We start from the raw sequence: 20291 nt of genomic DNA, 5'->3' as shown, positions 1-20291 counted from the left end.
TCACAACCGGGCGGGGCACGGGGGAATTCCGGGGTGGGTTACGACCGGATATCTCGGCCGGATCGGCGCGTCAGCGACAGTCGTAGACGACCTCGGCGCGCGAATGACCGAACAGGAAGCTCTGCACGGGCGGTACGGCGAAGGCGCGCATGGGGCGCCGTGCGCCCGCCTTGTGCCCGCTCGTCCCCATGACGGTCAGTCTACCGGCCGTCGCACCGGCACGTCCGCGCACCGCCACACCGCCGTCTCAGTCGTCGTACGACTCGACGATCTTGACTTCCTCCTCCACGACCTCGCCGTCCACCATGAGGTAGGAGCGGAACTCCACCTCCTCCGGGTCACGGGTGGACACGAGCACCCGGTGGATGCGCGGGTCGGCCAGCGGGTTGCGCAGGTAGTCGATGTCGGTGCGGGACGGGTACGCCTCGGTGGAGGTGTGGGAGTGGTAGTGGACGATCTGCTCCTCGCCGTTGGCGTCCATCTCCCGGTCGACCCGCAGCAGCTCCTGCGTGTCGAAGTTGTGGTAGGTGGGCGACCGCTCGGCGTTGGTCATCGCGATGAACCGGGTGGGCCGGTCCGATCCGACCGGTCCGGCCACGATGCCGCATGCCTCGTCGGGATGGTCGGCGCGGGCATGCGCGATGATCTTTTCGACCAGAGCACGTTCGATCGTCAGCATGTCCCGAAGGTTACCGGGGGGTGTTTCCGAACGGCCTCCGGGCTCGGCCGGTTCGATACGGCCGTTCGGATACGCAGATCTCACCGGATGCGCAGCCGCCGCCACCCGTCTCACCAGAGGACGCGGACCAGGCTCTCCTGGAGCGTGGTGAGCCAGTCGTAGACCGCGAACATGGGCGCGCGGGGGTCGCGGGCGTCCAGGGTCTCCGCCTCCTCGTACCACTCCTCGGTGATGTCGAGCCGGGTGCCGAGCGCCAGCCGGACGTCGTTCAGCGCCCGCAGCCACGCCTGCGCCTGCTTCTCGTCCAAGACGATGTCGGCCCCCGGATCGCCCAGCGCGCCGAGCACCGCAGTGGCCGCCTCCCGTTTGCCGTCGCGCAGCCCCATCTCGGTGTAGCGGCGGAACTCCTCGGCGGCCTTGCCGTCGTCGCGGTACGCGTCGGGGAACAGCCGGGCCAGCACGGGGTCGTCGGGGGTGGTGGCGTTCTCGGCGATGCCCAGGGACGCCAGCTCGTCGTCCGCGCCGGGCGCCTCGCCGATCAACGCCAGCAGCTGTTCCATGAGGGCGCGCAGCAGCGCGACCTCCTCCGCCTCCAGGCGGACCTTGAGGCCGTGGCGGGTCTTCGTCACCTGGCTCACGGGGTCAGTCGTCCCGTTTCACGGTGGCCCACAGCCCGTAGGAATGCAGGATCTCCACGTCCCGCTCCATCTCCTCGCGGGTGCCGTTGGCGACCACGGCCCGTCCCTTGTGGTGCACATCGAGCATCAGCTTCTCGGCCTTCGGTTTGGCGTAGCCGAACACGGCCTGGAAAACATACGTGACATACGACATCAGGTTGATCGGGTCGTTCCACACGATGGCCAGCCACGGCCGGTCGGCGCCGACCTCCTCATCGACGTCCGGCCGCTCCAGCTCGACGGGCGCGGGCGCCGTGCTCATGGCGGTCATTCCGCGTCGCCTCCTTTCTCCGCGGTCGTCCACTCCGTGCGTGACGCGGTCCCACCGCACCCGATGCTATGCGCCCGCTCCCCGGATGTGATGACCCGCACGACCATCGTGCCCACACCCGGCCGTAAGGTTCCACATGTGGACCGAGCCGACGGCACCGCTCTGCTGACCGACCAGTACGAGCTGACCATGCTTCAGGCGGCCCTGCGCAGCGGGACCGCCGACCGCCGCGCGGTGTTCGAGGTGTTCGCGCGGAGTCTGCCCGCCGGGCGCCGTTACGGCGTCGTCGCCGGGACGGGCCGCCTCCTCGACGCGATCGAGCGCTTCCGTTTCGAGACGGCGGAACTGGACTTCCTCACGTCGAACGGCATCGTGGACGAACCCACCGCGCGATGGCTGGAGAAGTACCGCTTCACCGGGAACGTCTGGGGTTACGCCGAGGGCGACTGCTTCTTCCCGGACTCGCCGATCCTGGCGGTCGAGGGGACGTTCGCGGAGGCCGTCCTGCTGGAGACCCTCGCGCTGTCGATCCTCAACCATGACTGCGCGATCGCGTCGGCGGCGTCCCGGATGGTGGCGGCGGCGCAGGGTCGGCCGATCATCGAGATGGGGTCGCGGCGGGCCCACGAGCGCGCCGCCGTGGCGTCCGCGCGCGCCGCCTACATCGCGGGGTTCACCACCACGTCCAACCTTGAGGCGGGCCGGAGCCACGGCGTGCCGACCGCCGGGACGAGCGCGCACGCGTTCACCCTCCTGCACGACAGCGAACGGCACGCCTTCGCGTCGCAGCTCGAGGCGCTGGGCGCCGGCACCACGCTCCTGGTCGACACCTATGACGTGGAGCGGGCCGTCCGGACGGCCGTGGAGCTGGCCGGGCCGTCCCTCGGGGCCGTGCGGATCGACAGCGGCGACCTCGGCGTCATGGCCCGTCTCGTCCGCGACCAGCTCGACTCCCTCGGCGCCCGCGACACGCGGATCGTGGTGACCGGAGACCTCGACGAGTTCGGCATCGCCGCGCTGGCCGCCGCGCCGGTGGACGGCTATGGCGTCGGAACGTCCCTCGTCACCGGGTCGGGCGCGCCCACGGCGGGCCTCGTCTACAAGCTGGTCGCCCGAGCGGACGCACCCGGCGACGACGTGCCCCTGCGCCCGGTCGCCAAGCGCTCCCCCGGGAAGCCGAGCCGCGGCGGGCGCAAGACAGCGGTCCGCCGTGTCGACGGCCACGGCACCGCCTACGCCGAGACCGTCTCGACCGGGGAGCCGAGCCGGGCGCCCCACGACCGGCTCCTCCAGGTCCCGTTGGTGCGCGACGGCGAGATCGTCGGACGCGAGTCGCTCGCCGCCGCCCGGGAGCGGCACGCGCGCTGTGTCGCGGAGCTGCCGACGACGGCGACCAAGCTGTCCAGGGGTGAACCGGCGCTGCCCACCGAGTTCGACGACGGCGACCCGCCCCGCTGACCGCGTCCACCTGGGGTACGGTCGGAGTGAAACGGGTACAGGGAGCGGTCATGGGCAAGAAGGCTCTGATCATCGTCGATGTGCAGGTCGACTTCTGCGAGGGCGGCTCGCTCGCGGTGGCGGGCGGCGCGCAGGTGGCCACGGCCATCTCCGAGTACGTCGCCGCGCACCGGGCCGAGTACGCGCACATCGTGGCGACCCGCGACTTCCACCTCGATCCCGGCGACCACTTCTCCGCCGCGCCCGACTTCGCCGACACCTGGCCGCCGCACTGCGTGATCGGCACACCGGGCGCCGACTTCCATCCCAACCTGGCCCTCGCGCCCATCGAGGCGGTGTTCAGCAAGGGCCGGGAGAGCGCCGCCTACAGCGGCTTCGAGGGCGTCTCCGACGACGAGCAGCCCCTCGCCGACTGGCTCGCCGCCCGCGGCGTCGACGCCGTCGACATCGTGGGCATCGCCACCGACCACTGCGTCCGGGCGACGGCCGTGGACGCGGCCCGCGCCGGCCTGCGCACCACGGTCCTGCTCGACCTCACCGCCGGAGTCGGCAAGGCGACCGTCGACCGCGCCCTCGACGAGCTCGCGCGGGAGGGGGTCGCGCTGTCCGGCGCCCCGGTGGTGGCCGCCTGACCGCCGCGTTCTGATGGCGCCACCGCCCCCCACGGTCATCGTGGTCGCCGGTGTGTCCGGCAGCGGCAAGACCACGGTCGGCACCCTGCTCGCCGAACGCCTCGGCTGGGAGTACGCCGAGGCCGACGCCTTCCACCCGGCGGCCAACATCGCGAAGATGCGCGCGGGCCGTCCCCTCGACGACGCCGACCGGCTCCCCTGGCTGTACGCCATCGCCGCGTGGATCGACGACCGGCTCGCCACGGGCCGTCCCGGCGTCGTGACCTGCTCGGCTCTCAAACGCCGCTACCGCGACCTGCTCGCGGGCGGCCGTCCCGCCGTCCGGGTGGTCCTCCTGGACGGCGACCGCGACACGATCGCGGCCCGGATGAGAGCCCGCGAGGGCCACTTCTTCGGCGCCGAACTCCTCGACTCCCAGTTCGCCGACCTGGAGTTCCCGGGCCCGGACGAGGACGTCCCCGTCGTGCCCGTCACGGGCACCCCGGCGGAGACCGTCACCCGGATTCTCGGGGCCCTGGCATCTCGATAGCGGTCAAAGTTCGTTGAGCAGCATCTCGGCCGCGTCATGGAGCGGGTGGCCCTTGGGGACGGCCCGCCGGAGACCGCGCGCGGCCTTGATCGCCGTACGTTTGTCGGCGCGGTCGCCGGTGACCCGGTACCGGAGCATGTGCACGACGGCGAGGTCCTGGAGGCGTTCGGGAATGTTGTGGTCGCCGCGCGGGGTCAGCCGCCAGGCCTCGTGCGCGCACCGGATGGCGGCCTCCAGATGCGCCACGTCGTCGGTCTCGCGGTAGTGCAGCGCCAGGGCGGCGGCGAGTTCGCCCCGGCGGGTGGCCTGGGCGGCGTGGGGATCGTCGCGGGGGGTGGCGGCGACCGCCTGTTCCAGCAGGGCCACCGCCGCCGCGATCTCCTCCGGCTCGGGACGCGTCGTCTGGTAGCGCAGCTTCCGGGCGCGGCCGAGGTTGGACAGCCGCATCGCGTGGTCCTCGTGACCGGGCGGCGTGTGCCGTGCCGCCTCGCGCAGCCGGTCGACGGCGGCGTCGAGCGTCGCGGCGTCCCCGGTCTGCGCGAACACCATCTGCTCGAGCAGGGCGAGCTGGGAGATGCGACCGGCATAGGCCGGGTGTTCGTCCTCCGTCCGCTCGACGAGGGACTCCGACAGCGCGGTCGCCTCGCGCAGATCGTCCTCGTGTCCGGTGCGGCCGTACCGACGTTCGAGCAGGCCGATCAGGTTGCTCTCGTACATGCGCGGGTCGAGGTCCTCGTCCGCCGCGGCCAGCGCCCGCCGCAGCAGGGCGGCGCACTCGTCGAGCTGGGCCAGCGGGGTGCCCGCCGGAGTCATCGCGGCCCGCAGGTTCAGCCCGTCGAGCTGGTCGGCCGGACCGGGCACGGGCTTCGCCGACACCGCGTCCCGCAGGTCGGCCCGTTCGTCGGCCAGGTCACCGCCGCCCCGCGACCGGGCCAGCTCCAGCAGCCGCGTGGCCTCGTCCCGGTCGTCCTCGTCGTCCTGTACCAGCTGGCGCCCGTAGTAGAGGAGCCCCGCCGCGGACGCCGCTCGCGCCAGGGACTCCTCCGGCGGGTCCGCGTCCGGCGCCGCCCGTAACACCGCGGTCATCAAGGCCTGCGCGTCCCGGACTCCGGCGGGGGCGAGCAGGTCCGCACGATCGCGCGCCTCGACGAACCGCCCGAGCCGCGCGAGCACCGCCTCCAGGATCTCCTCGAACCCTGCCAGGTACACTCCGTACCTCCCGAAATGGCGCGGAGTTATTGATCATCCTGGGACGCGCCGCCGCACACAAGCACCGGGCCGCCCCCCTGACCCACTCCGGTCACCACGGCGCGAACGCGAGCGCGGACGGGCCCGGCACCGGCCGGACGAAGGGCACGCCGGGCGCGTCAGTGGCGGCGTTTGGCGGCCCAGTCGCGGATCTTGGCGATGCGCTTGCGGATGTCGTCGGCGCTGGCCTGGGCGATGGGCGGGCCGCCGCAGGAGCGGCGCAGCTCGCTGTGGATGACGCCGTGCGGCTGGCCCGTGCGGTGGTTCCACGCGCCGACGAGGCCGTTCAGCTCGCGGCGCAGGGACGCCAGGTCTTCGGCGGCGGTGCGGTCGGCGCGCGGGTCGCCGGTCTTGCGCTTGCGTTCGGTGGCGAGCTGCTCGGCCTGCCGTTTGCGCAGCAGCGCCGACACCTGCTCGGGTTCGAGGAGACCGGGGATGCCGAGATACTCCTCCTCCTCGGCCGAGCCCGGCTCGGCGTGCATGCCGAACTCGCCGCCGTCGTACAGGACGCGGTCGAACGTCGCGGACGCCTCGACCGTCTCGAACGGCAGCTCCTCCCCGACCGCGTCGGGGGTGTCCTTCTGCCGGTTGGCCTCGGCGAGCAGGTCGTCGTCCAGGCCGTCCTCGCGGACCGGACGGTCGAGGACATGGTCGCGCTCGGTCTCCATCTCGGCGGCGTGACCCATCAGCGTCGGCACCGAGGGCAGGAAGACCGAGGCGGTCTCACCCCGGCGGCGGGCCCGGACGAAACGGCCGATGGCCTGCGCGAAGAACAGCGGCGTGCTGGTGGACGTCGCGTACACGCCCACGCACAGGCGCGGGATGTCGACGCCCTCGGACACCATCCGCACCGCGACCATCCAGCGGTCGCCGGAGTCGGTGAACTGCTTGATCTTCTTGGACGCGGACGGGTCGTCCGACAGCACGACCGTGGCGCCCTGGCCGGTGACGGCGCGCAGCATCGCGGCGTAGGCGCGGGCCGTCTCATGGTCGGTGGCGATCACCAGGCCGCCCGCGTCCGGAATGGCGCGGCGCAGTTCGGTGAGCCGCCGGTCGGCGGCGGCCAGGACCTGTCTGATCCAGTCGCCCTTCGGGTCGAGCGCGGCACGCCACGCCTGGGCGGTCTGGTCCTGGGTGAGCGGTTCGCCGAGGGTCGCGGTGATCTCGTCGCCCGCGCGGGTGCGCCAGCGCATCTCCCCCGCGTACGCCAGGAAGATCACCGGACGGACGACGCCGTCGGCGAGGGCCGGACCGTAGCCGTAGGTGTAGTCGGCGCGGCTGCGACGGACGCCGTCGGGCCCCTCGTCGTACTGGACGAACGGGATCGGGTTGATGTCGGTGCGGAACGGCGTGCCCGACAGGCCGAGCCGGCGGGTCGCGGGCTCGAACGCCTCCCGGACGGCGTCGCCCCAGGACAGCCCGTCGCCCGCGTGGTGCACCTCGTCGAAGATGACCAGGGACTTGCGGGACTCGGTGCGGTTGCGGTGCAGCGCGGGCCGCGCGGCGACGGTCGCATAGGTGACGGCGACGCCGTGGAAGTCCTTGCCGACGGGCCCGTCGCCGTTCTGGTACTCCGGGTTGATCTTGATGCCGACCCGGGCCGCGGACTCGGCCCACTGCCGCTTGAGATGCTCGGTGGGGCACACGATCGTGATCGCCGAGACGATACGGCGTTCCAGCAGCTCCCGGGCGAGGCGGAGCGCGAACGTCGTCTTACCGGCGCCGGGCGTCGCGACGGTGAGGAAGTCGCGCGGACCGGGCGCGGTGCCGTCCCGCCCGAAGTAGGCCTCCAGCGCCTGCTGCTGCCAGGCGCGCAGGGACGACGCCGTTCCCCAGGCGGCCCGCTCGGGGAAGGCGGGAGGCATGCTCGATGCGGCGAAGGTGCTCACGGTCATCGAAGGCTATCGAGCCGCACCGACAGATCGCGCCGCCCGCGCCGCACATGTGCCGAGATCCACAACCCGCGGGCACGGCGCGGACACGGCACGGGCGGGGTTCAGCGGGACCGGTAGGCGGCCCAGGACGCGCGGATCCGGCGGCCCTGGCCTGCGGTGAACTCCCGCATGCAGGCGTCGTGCGCGTAGTCCATGAAGTTGTGCACCGGGTCGACGCCCCGCCGCGGGCATGTGTCCCGGAAGTGAGGACATCCTTCCGCCGGTGCGGCCTCGTACGGGGTGTCGGCCACCCCGTCGCCCGGCGGCACGCAACCGCCCTCGAAGGTGTGCAGCAGGCCGAGCCAGTGCCCGATCTCGTGGACGGCCGTGTACCCGCGGTTGAACGACTTGTACTGCCCGCGCGGCACGCTCCGGTAGTCGATGACGACACCGTCCATACGCGGGTTCTTCCGGTACTGCTGCGGGAACGTGGAGTAGCCCAGCACGTCGGTGCCGACCGCCGCGGTGAAGATGTTGAGCGTGCCGCGTCCCCCCTTGCGCAGCCGCCGTTTCATCGGGGCCTCGTACCGGTGCGGATTGTCGAACCACGCCGGCTGGTCGAAACTGCCATAGCTCACCAACCGGAACCGGACGCGCGTGTCGACACCACCCGTCCTACCTCCGTAGGCGGCGTTCAGCGTGGAGACCTGCCGCCGCGCGGACGCCTCCGACAGCTTGCCCAGACGTCCGCTGTGGACGACGTGGAACCGCACCGGCACGACGACGGGCCGCGCCCGGCGCAGCGCCGTGTCGAGGCGCCGTTCGTCGGACGTGCCGAACCGGTCGCGCAGCGTCCGGCGAAGGTCGGCGAGCATGGCGACGACCTGACCACGGTCGAGGTCGGCCCGGTCGTCGGCCCGGTCGTCCGGACGCGTCACCCGGGCCCCGCCGTCCGACAGGGCGCCCGAGAAGCACTCGTCGCCGTGTGCCGCCGCCCGCGCCACCGGCGCCACCGGTGCCGCCCTGCCCCGGGGCCGGTCACCCACCGACCCCGAAACGGCACCGACCGTAACCAACAGTGCGCATAGCGAAACCCCGGCCATCCGCCGCATTCGTCCCCCGTAAAAATGTCAACACCAAGGCCCCGCGGTCAGCCCCCTGATCGCGGGACCCTACTCACGCACGCGCGTCGACGGCCGCCGGTCGGCGGCCGGTCACTCGTCGCCCTCGCCGCCGCCCGACTTCATCGACTCATAGATCTTCTTGCACTCCGGGCAGACCGGGTACTTCTTCGGGTCGCGGTTCGGGACCCAGACCTTGCCGCACAGCGCGATCACCGGCGTGCCGGTCACCGCGCTCTCGGTGATCTTTGCCTTCTTCACATAGTGCGCGAACCGCTCATGGTCGCCGTCACCGTGCGAGAGGTCCGGCCGGACATCTGTCTGGGTGTCGCCGTCGGGCAGGATCTTCGTACTCACATCGCTCACCTTAGTTCAGCGTCGGGTCCTCGGGGAACGTGGAGACGAACGCCAGGTCACCGCCCTGCCTGCGCAGAACGTGCCGCCAGAGCCCGTCCGGGTCGCCCGCGAACACGTCTCCCGCCTCCGCCGGCACCAGGTACCACGAGCCCTCCTCGATCTCCGCCCGCAACTGCCCCGCCGACCAGCCCGCGTAACCCGCGAACACCCGCAGTTGCAGCAGCTCGGCCGCCAGCAACCCGGGCGGGGCCTCCAGATCGACGAGCCCCACCCGCGAGACCTCGGCGCCGCCGTCCAGCGCGCGCCACCCGAGCGGCTCCTCCTCGCCGGGCAGCCGGGCCAGCGCGAGCGCGTTCTCCAGCGCGACCGGGCCGCCCTGGAACACGACCGCCGGTCCGGTGACGAGTTCCGCCCACGGCGGCAGCACCCGGTCCACCGGAACCTCGGTCGGCCGGTTGAGGACGACGCCGAGCGTGCCGCCCTCCATGTCGTGCTCGACCAGCAGGACGACGCTCCGCCGGAAATTCGGATCCTCGAGCTGAGGGGTCGCCACCAGCAGGAGCCCCACCCTGATGCCGTCTTCCATGCGTTCCATCATGCGTTGCGCGGACCTCCGGCGGCACGTCCGCCGGCTCGTTAGCCTGTTACGCATTCCTATCGATGGGGATATCGGCACCACAAGGACCTAGGTTAAGAATGATCTAGAGTCAGTTCGGCCACCCGCTCGATGCCCGCCAGTTGGGCCGGGGAGGACAGCAATGCAGTTGCCCAGGGTCGTCATCGCGGCCGTGTTCATCGTGATCGGCGCACTGATCGCGGTCCCGGCGCTGGTCAGCTGGATGTCGCCGGACTCCGAGCCCGCGGCCTCGGCCACCACCTCGCCCAGCGCGTCCGCGAGCACCTCCGATCCGTCCGCGTCTCCCAGCGGCGGCAGCTCGGCGCGTCCGGTGACCGCCACCATCGGGGCCGTGTCGTGCCCGGCGAGCACGGTCCGGGTCACGATCCGCAACACCGGAAGCAAGACCGAGGACTTCGGGATCGAGAAGAACGACGACACCGCCGCGATTCCCGGCCAGATCCGGCCGGACGCGACCCGGACGGTGGCCGTCGACGTCCGCGAGGACCGCCGCACCCGCATCACGGTCAACTGGGCCGGCAAGCGCCTCACGGCCAAGACCGTCAAGGCGAACTGCGAGAAGGCGGAGGCGGCGCCCGCGCCGACCAAGACCCCGCCGGACGAGCTCCCCAACACCGGCCCCGACGCGGTCCTGTGGGCCCGCGCGGCGACCGGCGTCGGCGTCATCCTCACCGGCGTGATCATCTTCTGGTACGGCGGGATCTGGCCCCGCCGGCGCGAGCAGATCTTCCCGAAGAAGAACTCCTAGACCGCTCAGGCCTCGGTGCGGGGACGGCCGCCCGCGGCCTCGCGCACCGCGCCCGCCACCCGGGTGCTGACCTCCGGGTGGAAGACGCTCGGCACGATGTAGTTCGGGCCCAGCTCGTCCGGCGTGACGACCTCGGCGAGGGCCTTCGCGGCGGCGGCCAGCATGTCCAGGGTGACGACGTCCGCCTGCGCGTCCAGCAGCCCGCGGAACACGCCGGGGAACGCCAGCACGTTGTTGATCTGGTTGGGGTAGTCGCTGCGGCCGGTGGCGACGACGGCGGCGTGCTCGCGCGCCTCGTCCGGGGACACCTCCGGCTCGGGGTTGGCGAGCGCGAACACGATCGCGTCGTCCTTCATCGTGGCGACGTCGTCGCCGGTCAGGATGCCGGGAGCGGACACGCCGATGAACACGTCGGCGTCCTTCACGGCGCCGCGCAGGTCGCCCGCGTAGCCGCCCGCGTTGGTGTGGGACGCGATCCAGCCGAGCGACTCGTCCAGGTCGTCGCGGCCGGCGTGGACGGCGCCGCGGTAGTCGCACACGACCAGGTCGCGGGCGCCCGCGTGCATCAGCAGCTTGAGGATGGCGGTGCCGGCCGCTCCCGCGCCCGCCATCGTGATGCGGACGGAGCCGATGTCCTTGCCGACGACGCGCAGCGCGTTGGTCAGCGCGGCCAGGACGCAGATCGCGGTGCCGTGCTGGTCGTCGTGGAAGACGGGGATGTCGAGCAGCTCGCGCAGCCGCGCCTCGACCTCGAAGCAGCGGGGCGCGGAGATGTCCTCCAGGTTGATGCCGCCGAACGCGGGCGCGAGGATCTGGACGGTCCGGACGATCTCGTCGGTGTCCTGCGTGTCGAGGCAGATCGGCCAGGCGTCGATGCCGGCGAACCGTTTGAACAGCGCCGCCTTGCCCTCCATGACCGGCAGCGCGGCCTCCGGGCCGATGTTGCCGAGCCCGAGCACCGCCGACCCGTCCGTGACGACCGCGACGCTGTTGCGCTTTATCGTCAGGCGGCGGACGTCCTCGGGGTTGCGGGCGATGGCGAGGGAGACGCGGGCGACGCCGGGCGTGTACGCCATCGACAGCTCGTCGCGGTTGCGCAGCGGCACCTTGGACTGCATCTCGATCTTGCCGCCGAGATGCATCAGGAACGTCCGGTCGCTGACCTTGTGGATCTTGACGGCGTCGATCTGCTCCAGCGCCGCCGCGATCGCCTCGGCGTGCTCGGTGTCGCGGGTCGCGATCGTGACGTCGATGCGCAGCGTCTCGTGCCCGGCGGTGTTGACGTCGAGGGCCGTGACGATCCCGCCGGCGTTCTCCACGACATGGGTGATCTGGCTGACGGCCCGGCCGCCCGCCGGGACCTCCAGCCGGACGGTGATGGAGTACGACACGCTCGGCACGCTCGCCACGACAACTGCCCCTCTGCTCGGATGAGAGCCGCGGCCCGGTCCCTTCAGGTGACTCGGCACACCCGCGCCGCGACGACGGGTTCACCGGTCGCGGACGCGGACCGGCTCATCGCGTCGATCACGAGACGGTGGAGCCGGGGATCAACGGGATCGGCCCCGTGGACGTGCTTCACATGGGCCGTACGGGCGCGGTCATTGCCATCGAGCATACGCTCAACCAGGCCGTAGGGTGTCCCGATCGCCCCGGCTCGTCCCGCCCGGGACACGCCCGCGGGGCGGTTCCCGGCGGGCGGGACGACGAGCCGCGACGCCCACGGAAGACGGCGGGTCGGGCGTCAGAACAGGGCCGACTGGAGGGACCTGCGGGCCTTGGTGACACGCGGGTCGTCCGGCGGCAGGACCTCGAACAGCGACAGCAGGTGCTTGCGCGCCGCGTCGCGATCGTCGCCCGCGCTGCCCCGAACCGCCGACAGCAGCCGCTCGAACGCCTGCTCCAAGCGTCCCGACGCCATCTCCACATCGGCCGCGTTGATCTGCGTCTGCACGTCGCCCGGCTTCTCCGCGGCCTCCTGGAGCACGCGTTCGGGGTCCAGCGCCCGCACCCGCCGGCTCAGCTCGACCGCCGCGAGGCCCTGTTTGGCCCCGGCGTCCCGCGGATCCCTGGCGATCATCTGCTCGAACGCGGCCCTGGCGCCGTCCAGGTCGCCGCGCTGCAGGGCGTCCTCGGCCTGCTGCCGCACCGGGTCGACGGCGGGCGCGTCCCCGGGCTCGCCGCTCTCCGGTGCCTCCAGCAGGAGGCCCTCCTTGACCAGCGCCTCGAAGAGCTGGTCGATGGCCTGCCGCACCTGCGCCTCGGGCGCCGCCCCGTTCAGGAACGGAAGCAGCTGCCCGGCGACGACCGCCGCCACGAACGGGATGCCCCGCACGCCCATCTGCTGCATGTACGCGGCGAGCTGCGGGTTGGCATCGATGTCGATCTTGGCCAGGATCCACTTGCCGGCCGCCTCTTCGGCCAGCTTCTCCAGAACCGGCGAGAGCTGCTTACACGGGCCGCACCACTCGGCCCAGAAGTCCACGAGGACGGGAACGGACTGCGACCGTTCCACGACCTCGGCGTTGAACGTCTGGTCGGTCACGTCCACGACGTATTCGGTGGCGGCGCCGCCCCCGCCCGTGCCCGCGGACGTGTCTCCGCCCTGGGCCCGGCGCTCCTGCTGCTTCCGGGCGGCCGCCTGGCGCGCCCCCAGATCGATGGCCCCGTGCAACGAAAAGTCCCGAGAAGGCATGGGTCCATCCTGCCCCATGACCGGTGGTGACCGTACGCCCGTACGCTCCCAGCGGACCGGACGGCCCGGACGGCCCGGCGTGCCGCCCACCCCTCCACACTCGACGTCCAATTTACCATTTGTCCGTATTATCAAGAATTCTGGCATTTCGGCGGGGCAGGCAAAAAATCCAGACGCGCTGCCGTAAAGGCAAAAAGATTGCTGACAGCCATCACCAAGCCCGGTTATAGTCACCGTGTCGATGCATCGCGGCACGGCAAAAGCGACCGGCACGCCGGGCCCGCCGAACGGCGGAGGTCCGGTCCGACGGGCGCCACGTGGCAATGTTGGGGGACGAGGCCACCGGCGCACCCGTTTTCACGGGACGCGCCGACCGGCCGCCGCGACCGCATGACGAGTAACGGGGGGAAACTTGTGATCGCGGATCATTCCGTGATCGTGGCCCGAGGAATGGGTGTCCGCCGCGGGGGGCGGTGGCTCCTGCGCCCGGTGACCTTCGGCGTGCCCGAAGGCGTGGTCGGCCTGGCCGGTCCACCTGGTGCCGGGAAATCCACTCTGCTGGCCACGTTCGCGACCTTGCGCAGGCCGAATGCCGGTGCGCTGCACATTCTCGGACATGACATCACGACCGCCGCCGGTCTGCGCGCCGCACGGGCCGTCATCGGATACCTGCCCGCGCGGTTCGCGCGGGCAGAGCACATGACGGCCCGCGAGTTCGTCGAGTACGCGGCCTACTACAAGCGGACGAGCGCATCCGCCGCGCGCTCCATGGTGCGACGGCTCGACCTCGTCGAGGCCGCCGGCACCGAACTCGCGCTGCTGCCGCCCGACGTCCGCCTCCGCGCCGGGCTCGCCGCCGCCTGCGTCCACGAGCCCGATGTCGTCCTGCTCGACGACCCGTTCGGCGACCTGTGCGCCGCCGCCGAGCCGTGGCCCACCGGGGCCGCCGGTCCCGGCCACCACGCGCTCACCGCCGCCATGGCGGAGCTGATCCCGGTGCTGCGCTCCCTCGCCCCGGCGGTCGTCGTCACCGCCGACGCCACGGGGACGCTCAGCGGCTGGTGCGACCGGCTCTTCACGCTCGCCCGCGGCAGGCTGAGCGAGCAACCCACGCACTCGGCCACCGCCCGCCGTGGCCGCACCGCCGCCGACCGCCGCGGCGCCGCCGGCGCCCGGCGACGCGACACCGGCGCCATGACCCCACAGGCCATGACTCCGCAGCCCGTGAACCCACAGCCCGTGAACCCGCAGGCCGTGAATCCGCAGGCCGTGCGCCCGCGGGCCGCGCACCCGCAGGCCGGAGCCCCGCAAGGGGGAACGCCACAGGCCAGGGCCCCACAGGGCGCGCCGGCATCGCGGAACGCCGGTCACCGCAGGCCGGGGCGGCTGACGTTGCCGGAGATGACGCTGCCGCAGATCGCGAGGCTGCGGGCCCGGCGGCCGCCCGCCCGGAGCGCCACCGGTGTCTGACCTCGGGCGGGTGCTCCGGCTGGACGCCCGTCGCACGGCACTGCTGGTCGCGGTGCCGGTCCTCACCGTGGTCGGCACGGTGGCCGCCGCGATGTCGCTGTGCCCGGTCGCGTACTGGGACAACACCGTCGTGGCGCTGGTCAACGCCGTCCGGTTCCTCGGTCCCGTCGCCGCGGCCCTCGCCGCGTGGACGGCGGTGCGGGAACGTCCGCTCGACTATCTGCGCGACCTCACGGCGCGCTCGCCCGCCACGGGCGTCCTGTTCGACCTGCTGCTGCTGTCGGCCGCCGCGCTGGTCTCCTACGCGGCGGTGACGGTCGTGGTCGTCGCCGCCACCCTCGCCCAGTCGGAGGCCGGGCATCCGCATCCGCTGGGCGTGGTCGCGGGCGCGGGCTCCCTCGTCCTGCACGTCGTCGTCGGCTACCTGACGGGACGTCTCATCCCGCACCGCGCGACGGCCGCCCTGGTCCTCACGGTGGCGGCGGTGTGGGCCGCGGCGCGCGTCCCCGGCGTGTCGTGGTGGAGCCTGCTTCCGCCGGCGGCGTTCGACCACATCGCCCTGTTCACGACGCTGCGTCCCGAGATCCTCGTCGACCAGCTCACCTGGGCGGCCGGGCTGACGACCGCGCTGATCCTCGGCTACGTGATGTGGGCGACGCGGCGGCTCCTGATCGTCCTGCCCCTCGTCGTCGCCCTCGGCGCGACCGGCGCCGCCACGCTCGGCCTCCACCGTTCCGACGGGACGGTCACCCCCGTGGCGGCCGAACCGGTGTGCCGCGACTGGCCGCTGACCGTCTGCGTCCACCCCGCGCTCCGGGACGCGCTGCCCAGACTGATCGCGGCGGCCACCCCGCTCGCCGCGCGGCTGGACGGAACGCCCGGCGCGTTCACGACGGTGGAGCAGCGTCCGGCGTGGGCTCCTCTCACGGTCGAGGACGGCGTCGCCACCGTCCATCTCGACGAGACCCTGGCACCCGGGTACGCCGCGCGGGCGGTCCGGCAGATCAGCGAGACCCTCAAGGACGCCCGCACCTGCACCGACCCGCCGAACCGGTACCGCGAACTGGTCGACGCCTGGCTCCTCGGCGACGATCCGCCGAGCGTTCCCGACGCGCAGACCGGGCGCCGCTTCGCCTCCTGGAGTGAGGCCCGGCGCCGCTCCTGGCTACGCGTTCACTTCGCCGCCTACCGCGACTGCACGCTGGGGCCGGTGAACTTCCGGCCGTTCGAGCACCCGCGTCTCTACGACGCCGGGGCCGACACGGGACGCTTCGCCCAGTAGCGCTCCACGAAGAACGGCGCGACCGGCAGCACACCCGCGGCCAGGGCCAGCACCGTCCGCTTGAGGTTCCATCCGAGTCGCGAGCGGACGACGAACACGAGCCCGATGTAGGCGATGAACAGGGCTCCGTGCGTCGGTCCCACCACCTGGACTCCCGCGTGCGCGTCCGCGCCGTACTTCAGCGGCATCGCGACCAACAGCAGCACCAGGAAGGAGACCGCCTCGGCGAGGGAGACGTAACGAAATACACGCACCATGTCCACGCCCGATGGAACGCGCCTGCTCGTGCCCGGGTTTCGGGCCGCGCTATGGCTTCGCTCACACCGACCTCACCGTCCCGCCAGATACGGACCGGTTCTTCCGGGAAGATCCGATAGATGGACAAGGACGCGTCTTCGAATCCCGTGCGGCCCCGGCGCGGGCTGCTCGTCCCCGTGCTGCTCGTCGTGGCGACGATCGCCGCCGTGCTGGTGGTCCAGCAGGTCTGGCGCGGCCTTCCCGGCTGGCTGAACCCGTTCGCCGAGGAGACCAAGGACCGCAGCGGGCCCGTCCTGCTGAAGTCGATCCGCGACCTGCACCGCTACGAGGCGGCGAGCGGCAACTTCCAGGTCATCGTCGACCTGGAGAAGGACGCCAAGTTCCTGCCGAGCGCGCTGCGCGGCAAACGCACCCTGTTCGTCGGCAACGGTTCCGTGGACGCCTACGTCGACTTCTCGAAGCTGGGTTCCGGCGCCGTGAAGGTGAACGCCGACCGGACGGCCGCGACCCTCACGCTGCCGCACGCCCAACTGGACAAGACCAACCTGGACACCAAGCACAGCTACGTCTACGCCACCGAACGCGGCCTGTTCGACCGTTTCGGCGACTTCTTCAGCGACAACCCGAGCAACCAGCAGCAGATGTACGTTCTGGCGGCGCAGAAGATTCAGACGGCCGCCGCGCAGAGCGGCCTCAAGGAACGCGCCGACGCCAACACCAAGACGATGCTGGAGAACATGCTCAGGGCCCTCGGCTTCACGACCGTCACCGTCAACATCGGCTCCCGGTGACTCGTCGGTTCACCGCCGCGCGGCCCCGGTCAGGACGAGGGCACCCGGAGGATGAGGGCGTCGCCCTGGCCGCCACCGCCGCACAGGCCCGCGGCACCGGTTCCGCCGCCGCGGCGCTTCAGCTCGTGCGCCAGGTGCAGGACGATGCGGGCGCCGGACATGCCGACCGGGTGGCCGAGCGCGATCGCGCCGCCGTTGACGTTGACCTTCTCGGGTCCGACCCCGAGGTCGCGCATCGACTGGACGCCCACGGACGCGAACGCCTCGTTGATCTCGATGAGGTCGAGATCGGCGACGTCCAAACCGGCCTTGTCGAGGGCGTGCTTGATCGCGTTGGACGGCTGGGACTGGAGCGAGGTGTCCGGGCCGGCGACGTTGCCGTGCGGGCCGATCTCGGCGAGCCAGGGCAGACCGAGCTCCTCGGCCTTCGCCTTCGACATCACGACGACCGCGGCGGCGCCGTCGGAGATCTGCGAGGACGAACCGGCGGTGATCGTCCCGTCCGCGCCGAACGCGGGACGGAGCCTGGCGAGGGACTCGACGGTGGTGTCGCCGCGCACGCCCTCGTCGGTGGCGAACACGACCGGCTCGCCGCGCCGTTGCGGTACCTCGACGGGGGCGATCTCGGCGTCGAACACGCCGTTCTTGATGGCGGCGGCGGCGCGCTGGTGCGAACGGGCGGAGAACTCGTCCTGCTCCTCGCGGGAGATGTTCAACTTGGCGTTGTAGCGCTCGGTCGACTCGCCCATCGAGATGCCTTCGTAGGCGTCGGTGAGCGCGTCGTGGGCCATGTGGTCGAGAAGCTCGACGGATCCGTACTTGTAGCCGCCGCGCGACTTCGGCAGCAGGTGCGGGGCCTGGGTCATGGACTCCATGCCGCCCGCCACGACGATGTCGAACTCGCCCGCGCGGATCAGCTGGTCGGCGAGCGCGATCGCGTCCAGCCCGGACAGGCACACCTTGTTGATGGTGAGCGACGGGACGCTCATCGGGATGCCCGCCTTGACCGCCGCCTGCCGGGACGGGATCTGCCCGGCCCCCGCCTGGAGCACCTGCCCGAGGATCACGTACTGCACCTGGTCGCCGGACACCCCGGCGCGCTCCAACGCCGCCCTGACGACATGCGCGCCGAGGTCGACCGCGGAGAAGTCCTTCAGCGCGCCCATCAGGCGGCCGATCGGGGTGCGCGCACCGGCGACGATCACGGATGTGGAGATCATGTGGGGCCTCCAGAGCGAAGGGCGGCGACGTTTGTCACCATACCCAGGAGAACACCGTTCGGTTCCGTCCGGCCCCCTCTGTATGCCCGAGTAGGGAGAAGACCCATGTTGACGCGTATCGACCACATCGGCATCGCCTGTCACGATCTCGAGGCGACCGTCGAGTTCTACCGGTCCACCTACGGCTTCACGAATGCACATTTCGAGGTGAACGAGGAGCAGGGCGTCCGGGAGTGCATGTTGAAGATCAACGACACCGGGGACGGCGCGGCGACGTATTTGCAGCTCATCGAGCCGATTCGGGAGGACTCGGCGGTCGCGAAGTGGCTGGCGAAAAACGGTGAGGGCGTCCATCACATCGCGTTCGGAACGGACGGGGACGTCGCCGACGAGGCGGCCGGGATCGCGGGCAAGGGCGTGCGCGTGCTCTACGACGCGCCGCGCGGCGGATCGATGGGTTCTTTGATCAACTTTTTGCATCCGAAGGACTGCCACGGCGTGCTGACCGAGCTCGTGCAGAAGCGCCGACGCCCTACATGATCTTCCCAGGCCAACCGGCACGGGGCCTGCGGGCGGGTCCGGCCCGATCGTGACGTGTTCGATACACGGAGTCGGGCCGGACGCCCCGGACCGCTGCTCTGTGACTGTTCGGACACTTCTGGTGCATTTGCTCGACCCTTCCGTGGGCCGTCCCGGGGCTGGTGAGGGCGCTCACAAACACGAACAAACCACGCAGCGTGTCAAGATGAACCCCCAACACGGCAGTGTCGGGAGTAGGCTTCATCTGCCGGAAGAGGTCTGGGGCACTGAGCCCGTTCATGGAGCCCGTCATGCCGTCGTGCCAGGCGATCAACCGGTCCCCGGAACCACTGGTAGCCCCGTCACATCAGGATTGAGCCACATGCAGTCCGACATCGACGCCCAGCTCAGCAATTTCTTTGAGGACACGCCCCCACGCGAGTTCGACGTGGTGCTTCGCGGCTACGACCGGCACCAGGTCGACGAGCACATCAAATCGCTCGACAACGAGGTACGGCAGACCCGCGAGCAGACCCAGGCGCTCCAGCGGGAGCTGTCGGACGCGCATCGCCAGCTCCAGGAACAGGAGCGTCCCACCTACTCCGGTCTCGGCGCCCGCATCGAGCAGCTGCTCCGGCTCGCCGAGGAGCAGGCCACCGAACTCGTCCAGGCCGCGCGGTCCGAGGCGAACGAGATCAAGGCGGCGGCCAAGGTCGACGCCGCCGAGCAGCGCGCCAACGCCGAGAACGACGCCGCCGAGCTGCGCGCCATCGCGCAGCGCGAGTGCGACGAGATGCGCAACGCGGCCGAGCGCGAGGCCGACGACGTGCGCACCTCGGCCCGGCGGGAGGCCGACGAGCTGACCTCCACGACCGAACGGGAGGTCGCCAAGCTGCGCGCCACGGCCGACCACGAGGTCGCCGAGAAGCGCGCCGGTGCCGAACGCGAGATCGCCAAGCTGCGCACCACGACCGAGCGGGAGGTCGCCCAGCTCCGGGCGTCCACCAAGCGGGAGCGCGACGAGATCCTCACGACCGCCAAGCGGCAGGCCGACGAGATGCGGGCGCAGGCGCAGCGCATCCTGGAGGAGAGCGAGGCCCAGCGCGCCCAGGCGGAGGCCGAGTTCGAGATCCAGCTGGCCGCCCGCCGCGAGGAGGCCGACCGGCAGGACGCCGAACGGCACTCCGCCGCCCAGGCCGCCACGCAGAAGCTCGTCGCCGAGGCCGAGCAGCGCGCCGCGTCCGCCGAGCAGCGGGCCGCCAAGGCGACCCAGCAGGCCGAGCAGACCCGGCGCGAGGCCGACTCGCACGCCAAGCAGCTCATGGCCAACGCCCGCAAGAACTCCGACAACGTCATCGCCGAGGCCAAGTCGCAGGCCGAGCAGCTGCTCGCCGAGACCAAGGCCGAGGCCGACCGCGTCCGGACGGCGGCGCAGCGCCAGGTCGACGAGCTCACCCGGCAGCGCGACAGCATCACCAGCCACCTCAACCAGCTGCGCCAGCTCATCGGCGGTGTCGCACCGAACCTCGGCGGCGACGCCGAGCTGGCCGCGCCCCCGGAGAAGGCCGCCATTCCCGCGGCCGACCCCAAGCCGGCCCCGTCGCAGCAGGCCCAGCCGAAGCAGCAGCCCGCCGCCCAGCCCGCGGGCAAGGCGGCACCCGCCAAGCAGAGCCAGGCCAAGAAGTCCGAGGAGGACGACGAGGACTGGTGGCAGGAGTGATCCCACCGGCCGTGTGACACGGTCGACGAGCAACAGGAAAGCCTAGAGGTCGCGAACGCCTCTAGGCTTTCCTACGTCTCACCACGTAGTGCTTGATCCGGGACC

22 protein-coding genes are annotated in these 20291 nt (G+C 71.7%); 9 read left to right on the top strand and 13 right to left on the bottom strand.

From position 1 onward, the window contains the following. Positions 1-247: 247 nt before the first annotated feature. From BZB76_RS10525 to clpS, 3 genes are all read right to left on the bottom strand, one after another. A complete protein-coding gene (locus BZB76_RS10525; protein WP_121434082.1) occupies positions 248-679 on the bottom strand; it encodes a M67 family metallopeptidase in 432 nt (143 codons plus the stop codon). Between the two features lie 110 nt (positions 680-789). After that, positions 790-1317: a DUF2017 domain-containing protein gene (locus BZB76_RS10520; RefSeq protein WP_121434081.1), complete on the bottom strand. Its 528-nt coding sequence runs from the start codon at positions 1315-1317 to the stop codon at positions 790-792. A gap of 4 nt (positions 1318-1321) precedes the next feature. Next, the gene (clpS, locus tag BZB76_RS10515) at positions 1322-1618 is read right to left on the bottom strand and encodes an ATP-dependent Clp protease adapter ClpS (protein ID WP_121434624.1); all 297 of its coding nucleotides are present in this window, start codon (positions 1616-1618) and stop codon (positions 1322-1324) included. A gap of 147 nt (positions 1619-1765) precedes the next feature. On the opposite strand from clpS, the gene BZB76_RS10510 reads away from it, so the two are divergent. The 3 genes from BZB76_RS10510 to BZB76_RS10500 are packed head-to-tail and all read left to right on the top strand — an operon-like array spanning position 1766 to position 4246. Next, the gene (locus BZB76_RS10510; protein WP_281273862.1) at positions 1766-3085 is read left to right on the top strand and encodes a nicotinate phosphoribosyltransferase; all 1320 of its coding nucleotides are present in this window, start codon (positions 1766-1768) and stop codon (positions 3083-3085) included. Positions 3086-3135: 50 nt separating this feature from the next. Then, positions 3136-3717, top strand: coding sequence for an isochorismatase family protein (locus BZB76_RS10505; protein WP_121434079.1), 582 nt, complete (start codon positions 3136-3138; stop codon positions 3715-3717). Between the two features lie 13 nt (positions 3718-3730). After that, on the top strand, positions 3731-4246 hold the full coding sequence (locus tag BZB76_RS10500) for a gluconokinase (RefSeq protein WP_121434078.1): 516 nt from the start codon (positions 3731-3733) through the stop codon (positions 4244-4246). A gap of 3 nt (positions 4247-4249) precedes the next feature. Here the strand turns inward: BZB76_RS10500 and BZB76_RS10495 are convergent, their stop codons facing one another. The 5 genes from BZB76_RS10495 to BZB76_RS10475 all read right to left on the bottom strand — a co-directional run bounded on the left by BZB76_RS10495 (position 4250) and on the right by BZB76_RS10475 (position 9432). Then, a complete protein-coding gene (locus tag BZB76_RS10495; RefSeq protein WP_121434077.1) occupies positions 4250-5455 on the bottom strand; it encodes a hypothetical protein in 1206 nt (401 codons plus the stop codon). A gap of 158 nt (positions 5456-5613) precedes the next feature. After that, positions 5614-7359 (bottom strand): DEAD/DEAH box helicase, encoded by a 1746-nt coding sequence (locus BZB76_RS10490; RefSeq protein ID WP_211342983.1) that lies wholly within the window; start codon positions 7357-7359, stop codon positions 5614-5616. Between the two features lie 131 nt (positions 7360-7490). Beyond that, positions 7491-8381: a zinc metalloprotease gene (locus BZB76_RS10485; RefSeq protein WP_246006866.1), complete on the bottom strand. Its 891-nt coding sequence runs from the start codon at positions 8379-8381 to the stop codon at positions 7491-7493. A gap of 201 nt (positions 8382-8582) precedes the next feature. After that, positions 8583-8846 carry a DUF3039 domain-containing protein gene (locus BZB76_RS10480; RefSeq protein ID WP_199487775.1) on the bottom strand — a complete coding sequence of 88 codons (264 nt, stop codon included), beginning with the start codon at positions 8844-8846 and terminating at the stop codon, positions 8583-8585. Between the two features lie 10 nt (positions 8847-8856). Then, complete coding sequence (locus BZB76_RS10475; protein WP_117403936.1) at positions 8857-9432, bottom strand: YqgE/AlgH family protein; 576 nt, start codon at positions 9430-9432, stop codon at positions 8857-8859. 172 nt (positions 9433-9604) lie between these two features. Between BZB76_RS10475 and BZB76_RS10470 the strand changes: the two genes are divergently transcribed. Beyond that, entirely contained in the window at positions 9605-10231 is a 627-nt protein-coding gene (locus tag BZB76_RS10470) for a hypothetical protein (protein WP_121434074.1), read from the top strand. A 5-nt stretch (positions 10232-10236) separates the two neighbouring features. Here BZB76_RS10470 and BZB76_RS10465 read toward each other — a convergent pair whose 3' ends face one another. The 3 genes from BZB76_RS10465 to BZB76_RS10460 form a co-directional block, all read right to left on the bottom strand. Continuing rightward, the gene (locus BZB76_RS10465; protein ID WP_121434073.1) at positions 10237-11640 is read right to left on the bottom strand and encodes an NAD-dependent malic enzyme; all 1404 of its coding nucleotides are present in this window, start codon (positions 11638-11640) and stop codon (positions 10237-10239) included. 44 nt (positions 11641-11684) lie between these two features. After that, a complete protein-coding gene (locus tag BZB76_RS34690; protein WP_170180573.1) occupies positions 11685-11849 on the bottom strand; it encodes a hypothetical protein in 165 nt (54 codons plus the stop codon). A 126-nt stretch (positions 11850-11975) separates the two neighbouring features. Beyond that, positions 11976-12926, bottom strand: coding sequence for a tetratricopeptide repeat protein (locus BZB76_RS10460; RefSeq protein WP_246006865.1), 951 nt, complete (start codon positions 12924-12926; stop codon positions 11976-11978). A gap of 432 nt (positions 12927-13358) precedes the next feature. Between BZB76_RS10460 and BZB76_RS10455 the strand changes: the two genes are divergently transcribed. Together BZB76_RS10455 and BZB76_RS10450 are read left to right on the top strand one after the other, a co-directional pair. Continuing rightward, positions 13359-14396: an ATP-binding cassette domain-containing protein gene (locus tag BZB76_RS10455; protein WP_246006864.1), complete on the top strand. Its 1038-nt coding sequence runs from the start codon at positions 13359-13361 to the stop codon at positions 14394-14396. Next, entirely contained in the window at positions 14389-15678 is a 1290-nt protein-coding gene (locus tag BZB76_RS10450; RefSeq protein ID WP_211342933.1) for a hypothetical protein, read from the top strand. The genes BZB76_RS10455 and BZB76_RS10450 overlap by 8 nt, the downstream gene beginning before the upstream one ends. On the opposite strand, the gene BZB76_RS10445 is transcribed toward BZB76_RS10450, so the two are convergent. Beyond that, the gene (locus BZB76_RS10445; RefSeq protein ID WP_121434622.1) at positions 15639-15935 is read right to left on the bottom strand and encodes a DUF3817 domain-containing protein; all 297 of its coding nucleotides are present in this window, start codon (positions 15933-15935) and stop codon (positions 15639-15641) included. The two genes, BZB76_RS10450 and BZB76_RS10445, sit on opposite strands and share 40 nt — an antisense overlap. Positions 15936-16055: 120 nt before the next feature. Between BZB76_RS10445 and BZB76_RS10440 the strand changes: the two genes are divergently transcribed. Next, a complete protein-coding gene (locus BZB76_RS10440; RefSeq protein WP_121434070.1) occupies positions 16056-16727 on the top strand; it encodes a DUF4230 domain-containing protein in 672 nt (223 codons plus the stop codon). A gap of 29 nt (positions 16728-16756) precedes the next feature. On the opposite strand, the gene BZB76_RS10435 is transcribed toward BZB76_RS10440, so the two are convergent. Further along, positions 16757-17944 (bottom strand): acetyl-CoA C-acetyltransferase, encoded by a 1188-nt coding sequence (locus BZB76_RS10435; protein ID WP_211342982.1) that lies wholly within the window; start codon positions 17942-17944, stop codon positions 16757-16759. A 108-nt stretch (positions 17945-18052) separates the two neighbouring features. On the opposite strand from BZB76_RS10435, the gene mce reads away from it, so the two are divergent. Together mce and BZB76_RS10425 are read left to right on the top strand one after the other, a co-directional pair. After that, positions 18053-18487 (top strand): methylmalonyl-CoA epimerase, encoded by a 435-nt coding sequence (gene mce, locus BZB76_RS10430; RefSeq protein ID WP_121434068.1) that lies wholly within the window; start codon positions 18053-18055, stop codon positions 18485-18487. A 361-nt stretch (positions 18488-18848) separates the two neighbouring features. Beyond that, a complete protein-coding gene (locus BZB76_RS10425; protein ID WP_121434067.1) occupies positions 18849-20186 on the top strand; it encodes a DivIVA domain-containing protein in 1338 nt (445 codons plus the stop codon). Positions 20187-20291 lie beyond the last annotated feature (105 nt).

It is taken from the genome of Actinomadura pelletieri DSM 43383 (assembly GCF_003634705.1).
Classification (GTDB): domain Bacteria; phylum Actinomycetota; class Actinomycetes; order Streptosporangiales; family Streptosporangiaceae; genus Spirillospora; species Spirillospora pelletieri.
Note: the sequence above shows the minus strand (reverse complement) of the source record. Positions and strands in the feature narration are given on the sequence as shown.

Excerpts from the sequence above, each read along its gene's own strand:
- BZB76_RS10460 (WP_246006865.1), bottom strand. The coding sequence starts at position 12,926 with ATGCCTTCTCGGGACTTTTCGTTGCACGGGGCCATCGATCTGGGGGCG.
- mce (WP_121434068.1), top strand. The coding sequence starts at position 18,053 with ATGTTGACGCGTATCGACCACATCGGCATCGCCTGTCACGATCTCGAG.
- BZB76_RS10490 (WP_211342983.1), bottom strand. The coding sequence starts at position 7,359 with ATGCCTCCCGCCTTCCCCGAGCGGGCCGCCTGGGGAACGGCGTCGTCC.
- BZB76_RS34690 (WP_170180573.1), bottom strand. The coding sequence starts at position 11,849 with ATGCTCGATGGCAATGACCGCGCCCGTACGGCCCATGTGAAGCACGTC.
- BZB76_RS10470 (WP_121434074.1), top strand. The coding sequence starts at position 9,605 with ATGCAGTTGCCCAGGGTCGTCATCGCGGCCGTGTTCATCGTGATCGGC.
- clpS (WP_121434624.1), bottom strand. The coding sequence starts at position 1,618 with ATGAGCACGGCGCCCGCGCCCGTCGAGCTGGAGCGGCCGGACGTCGAT.
- BZB76_RS10475 (WP_117403936.1), bottom strand. The coding sequence starts at position 9,432 with ATGGAAGACGGCATCAGGGTGGGGCTCCTGCTGGTGGCGACCCCTCAG.
- BZB76_RS10500 (WP_121434078.1), top strand. The coding sequence starts at position 3,731 with ATGGCGCCACCGCCCCCCACGGTCATCGTGGTCGCCGGTGTGTCCGGC.
- BZB76_RS10505 (WP_121434079.1), top strand. The coding sequence starts at position 3,136 with ATGGGCAAGAAGGCTCTGATCATCGTCGATGTGCAGGTCGACTTCTGC.
- BZB76_RS10445 (WP_121434622.1), bottom strand. The coding sequence starts at position 15,935 with ATGGTGCGTGTATTTCGTTACGTCTCCCTCGCCGAGGCGGTCTCCTTC.
- BZB76_RS10525 (WP_121434082.1), bottom strand. The coding sequence starts at position 679 with ATGCTGACGATCGAACGTGCTCTGGTCGAAAAGATCATCGCGCATGCC.
- BZB76_RS10425 (WP_121434067.1), top strand. The coding sequence starts at position 18,849 with ATGCAGTCCGACATCGACGCCCAGCTCAGCAATTTCTTTGAGGACACG.
- BZB76_RS10440 (WP_121434070.1), top strand. The coding sequence starts at position 16,056 with ATGGACAAGGACGCGTCTTCGAATCCCGTGCGGCCCCGGCGCGGGCTG.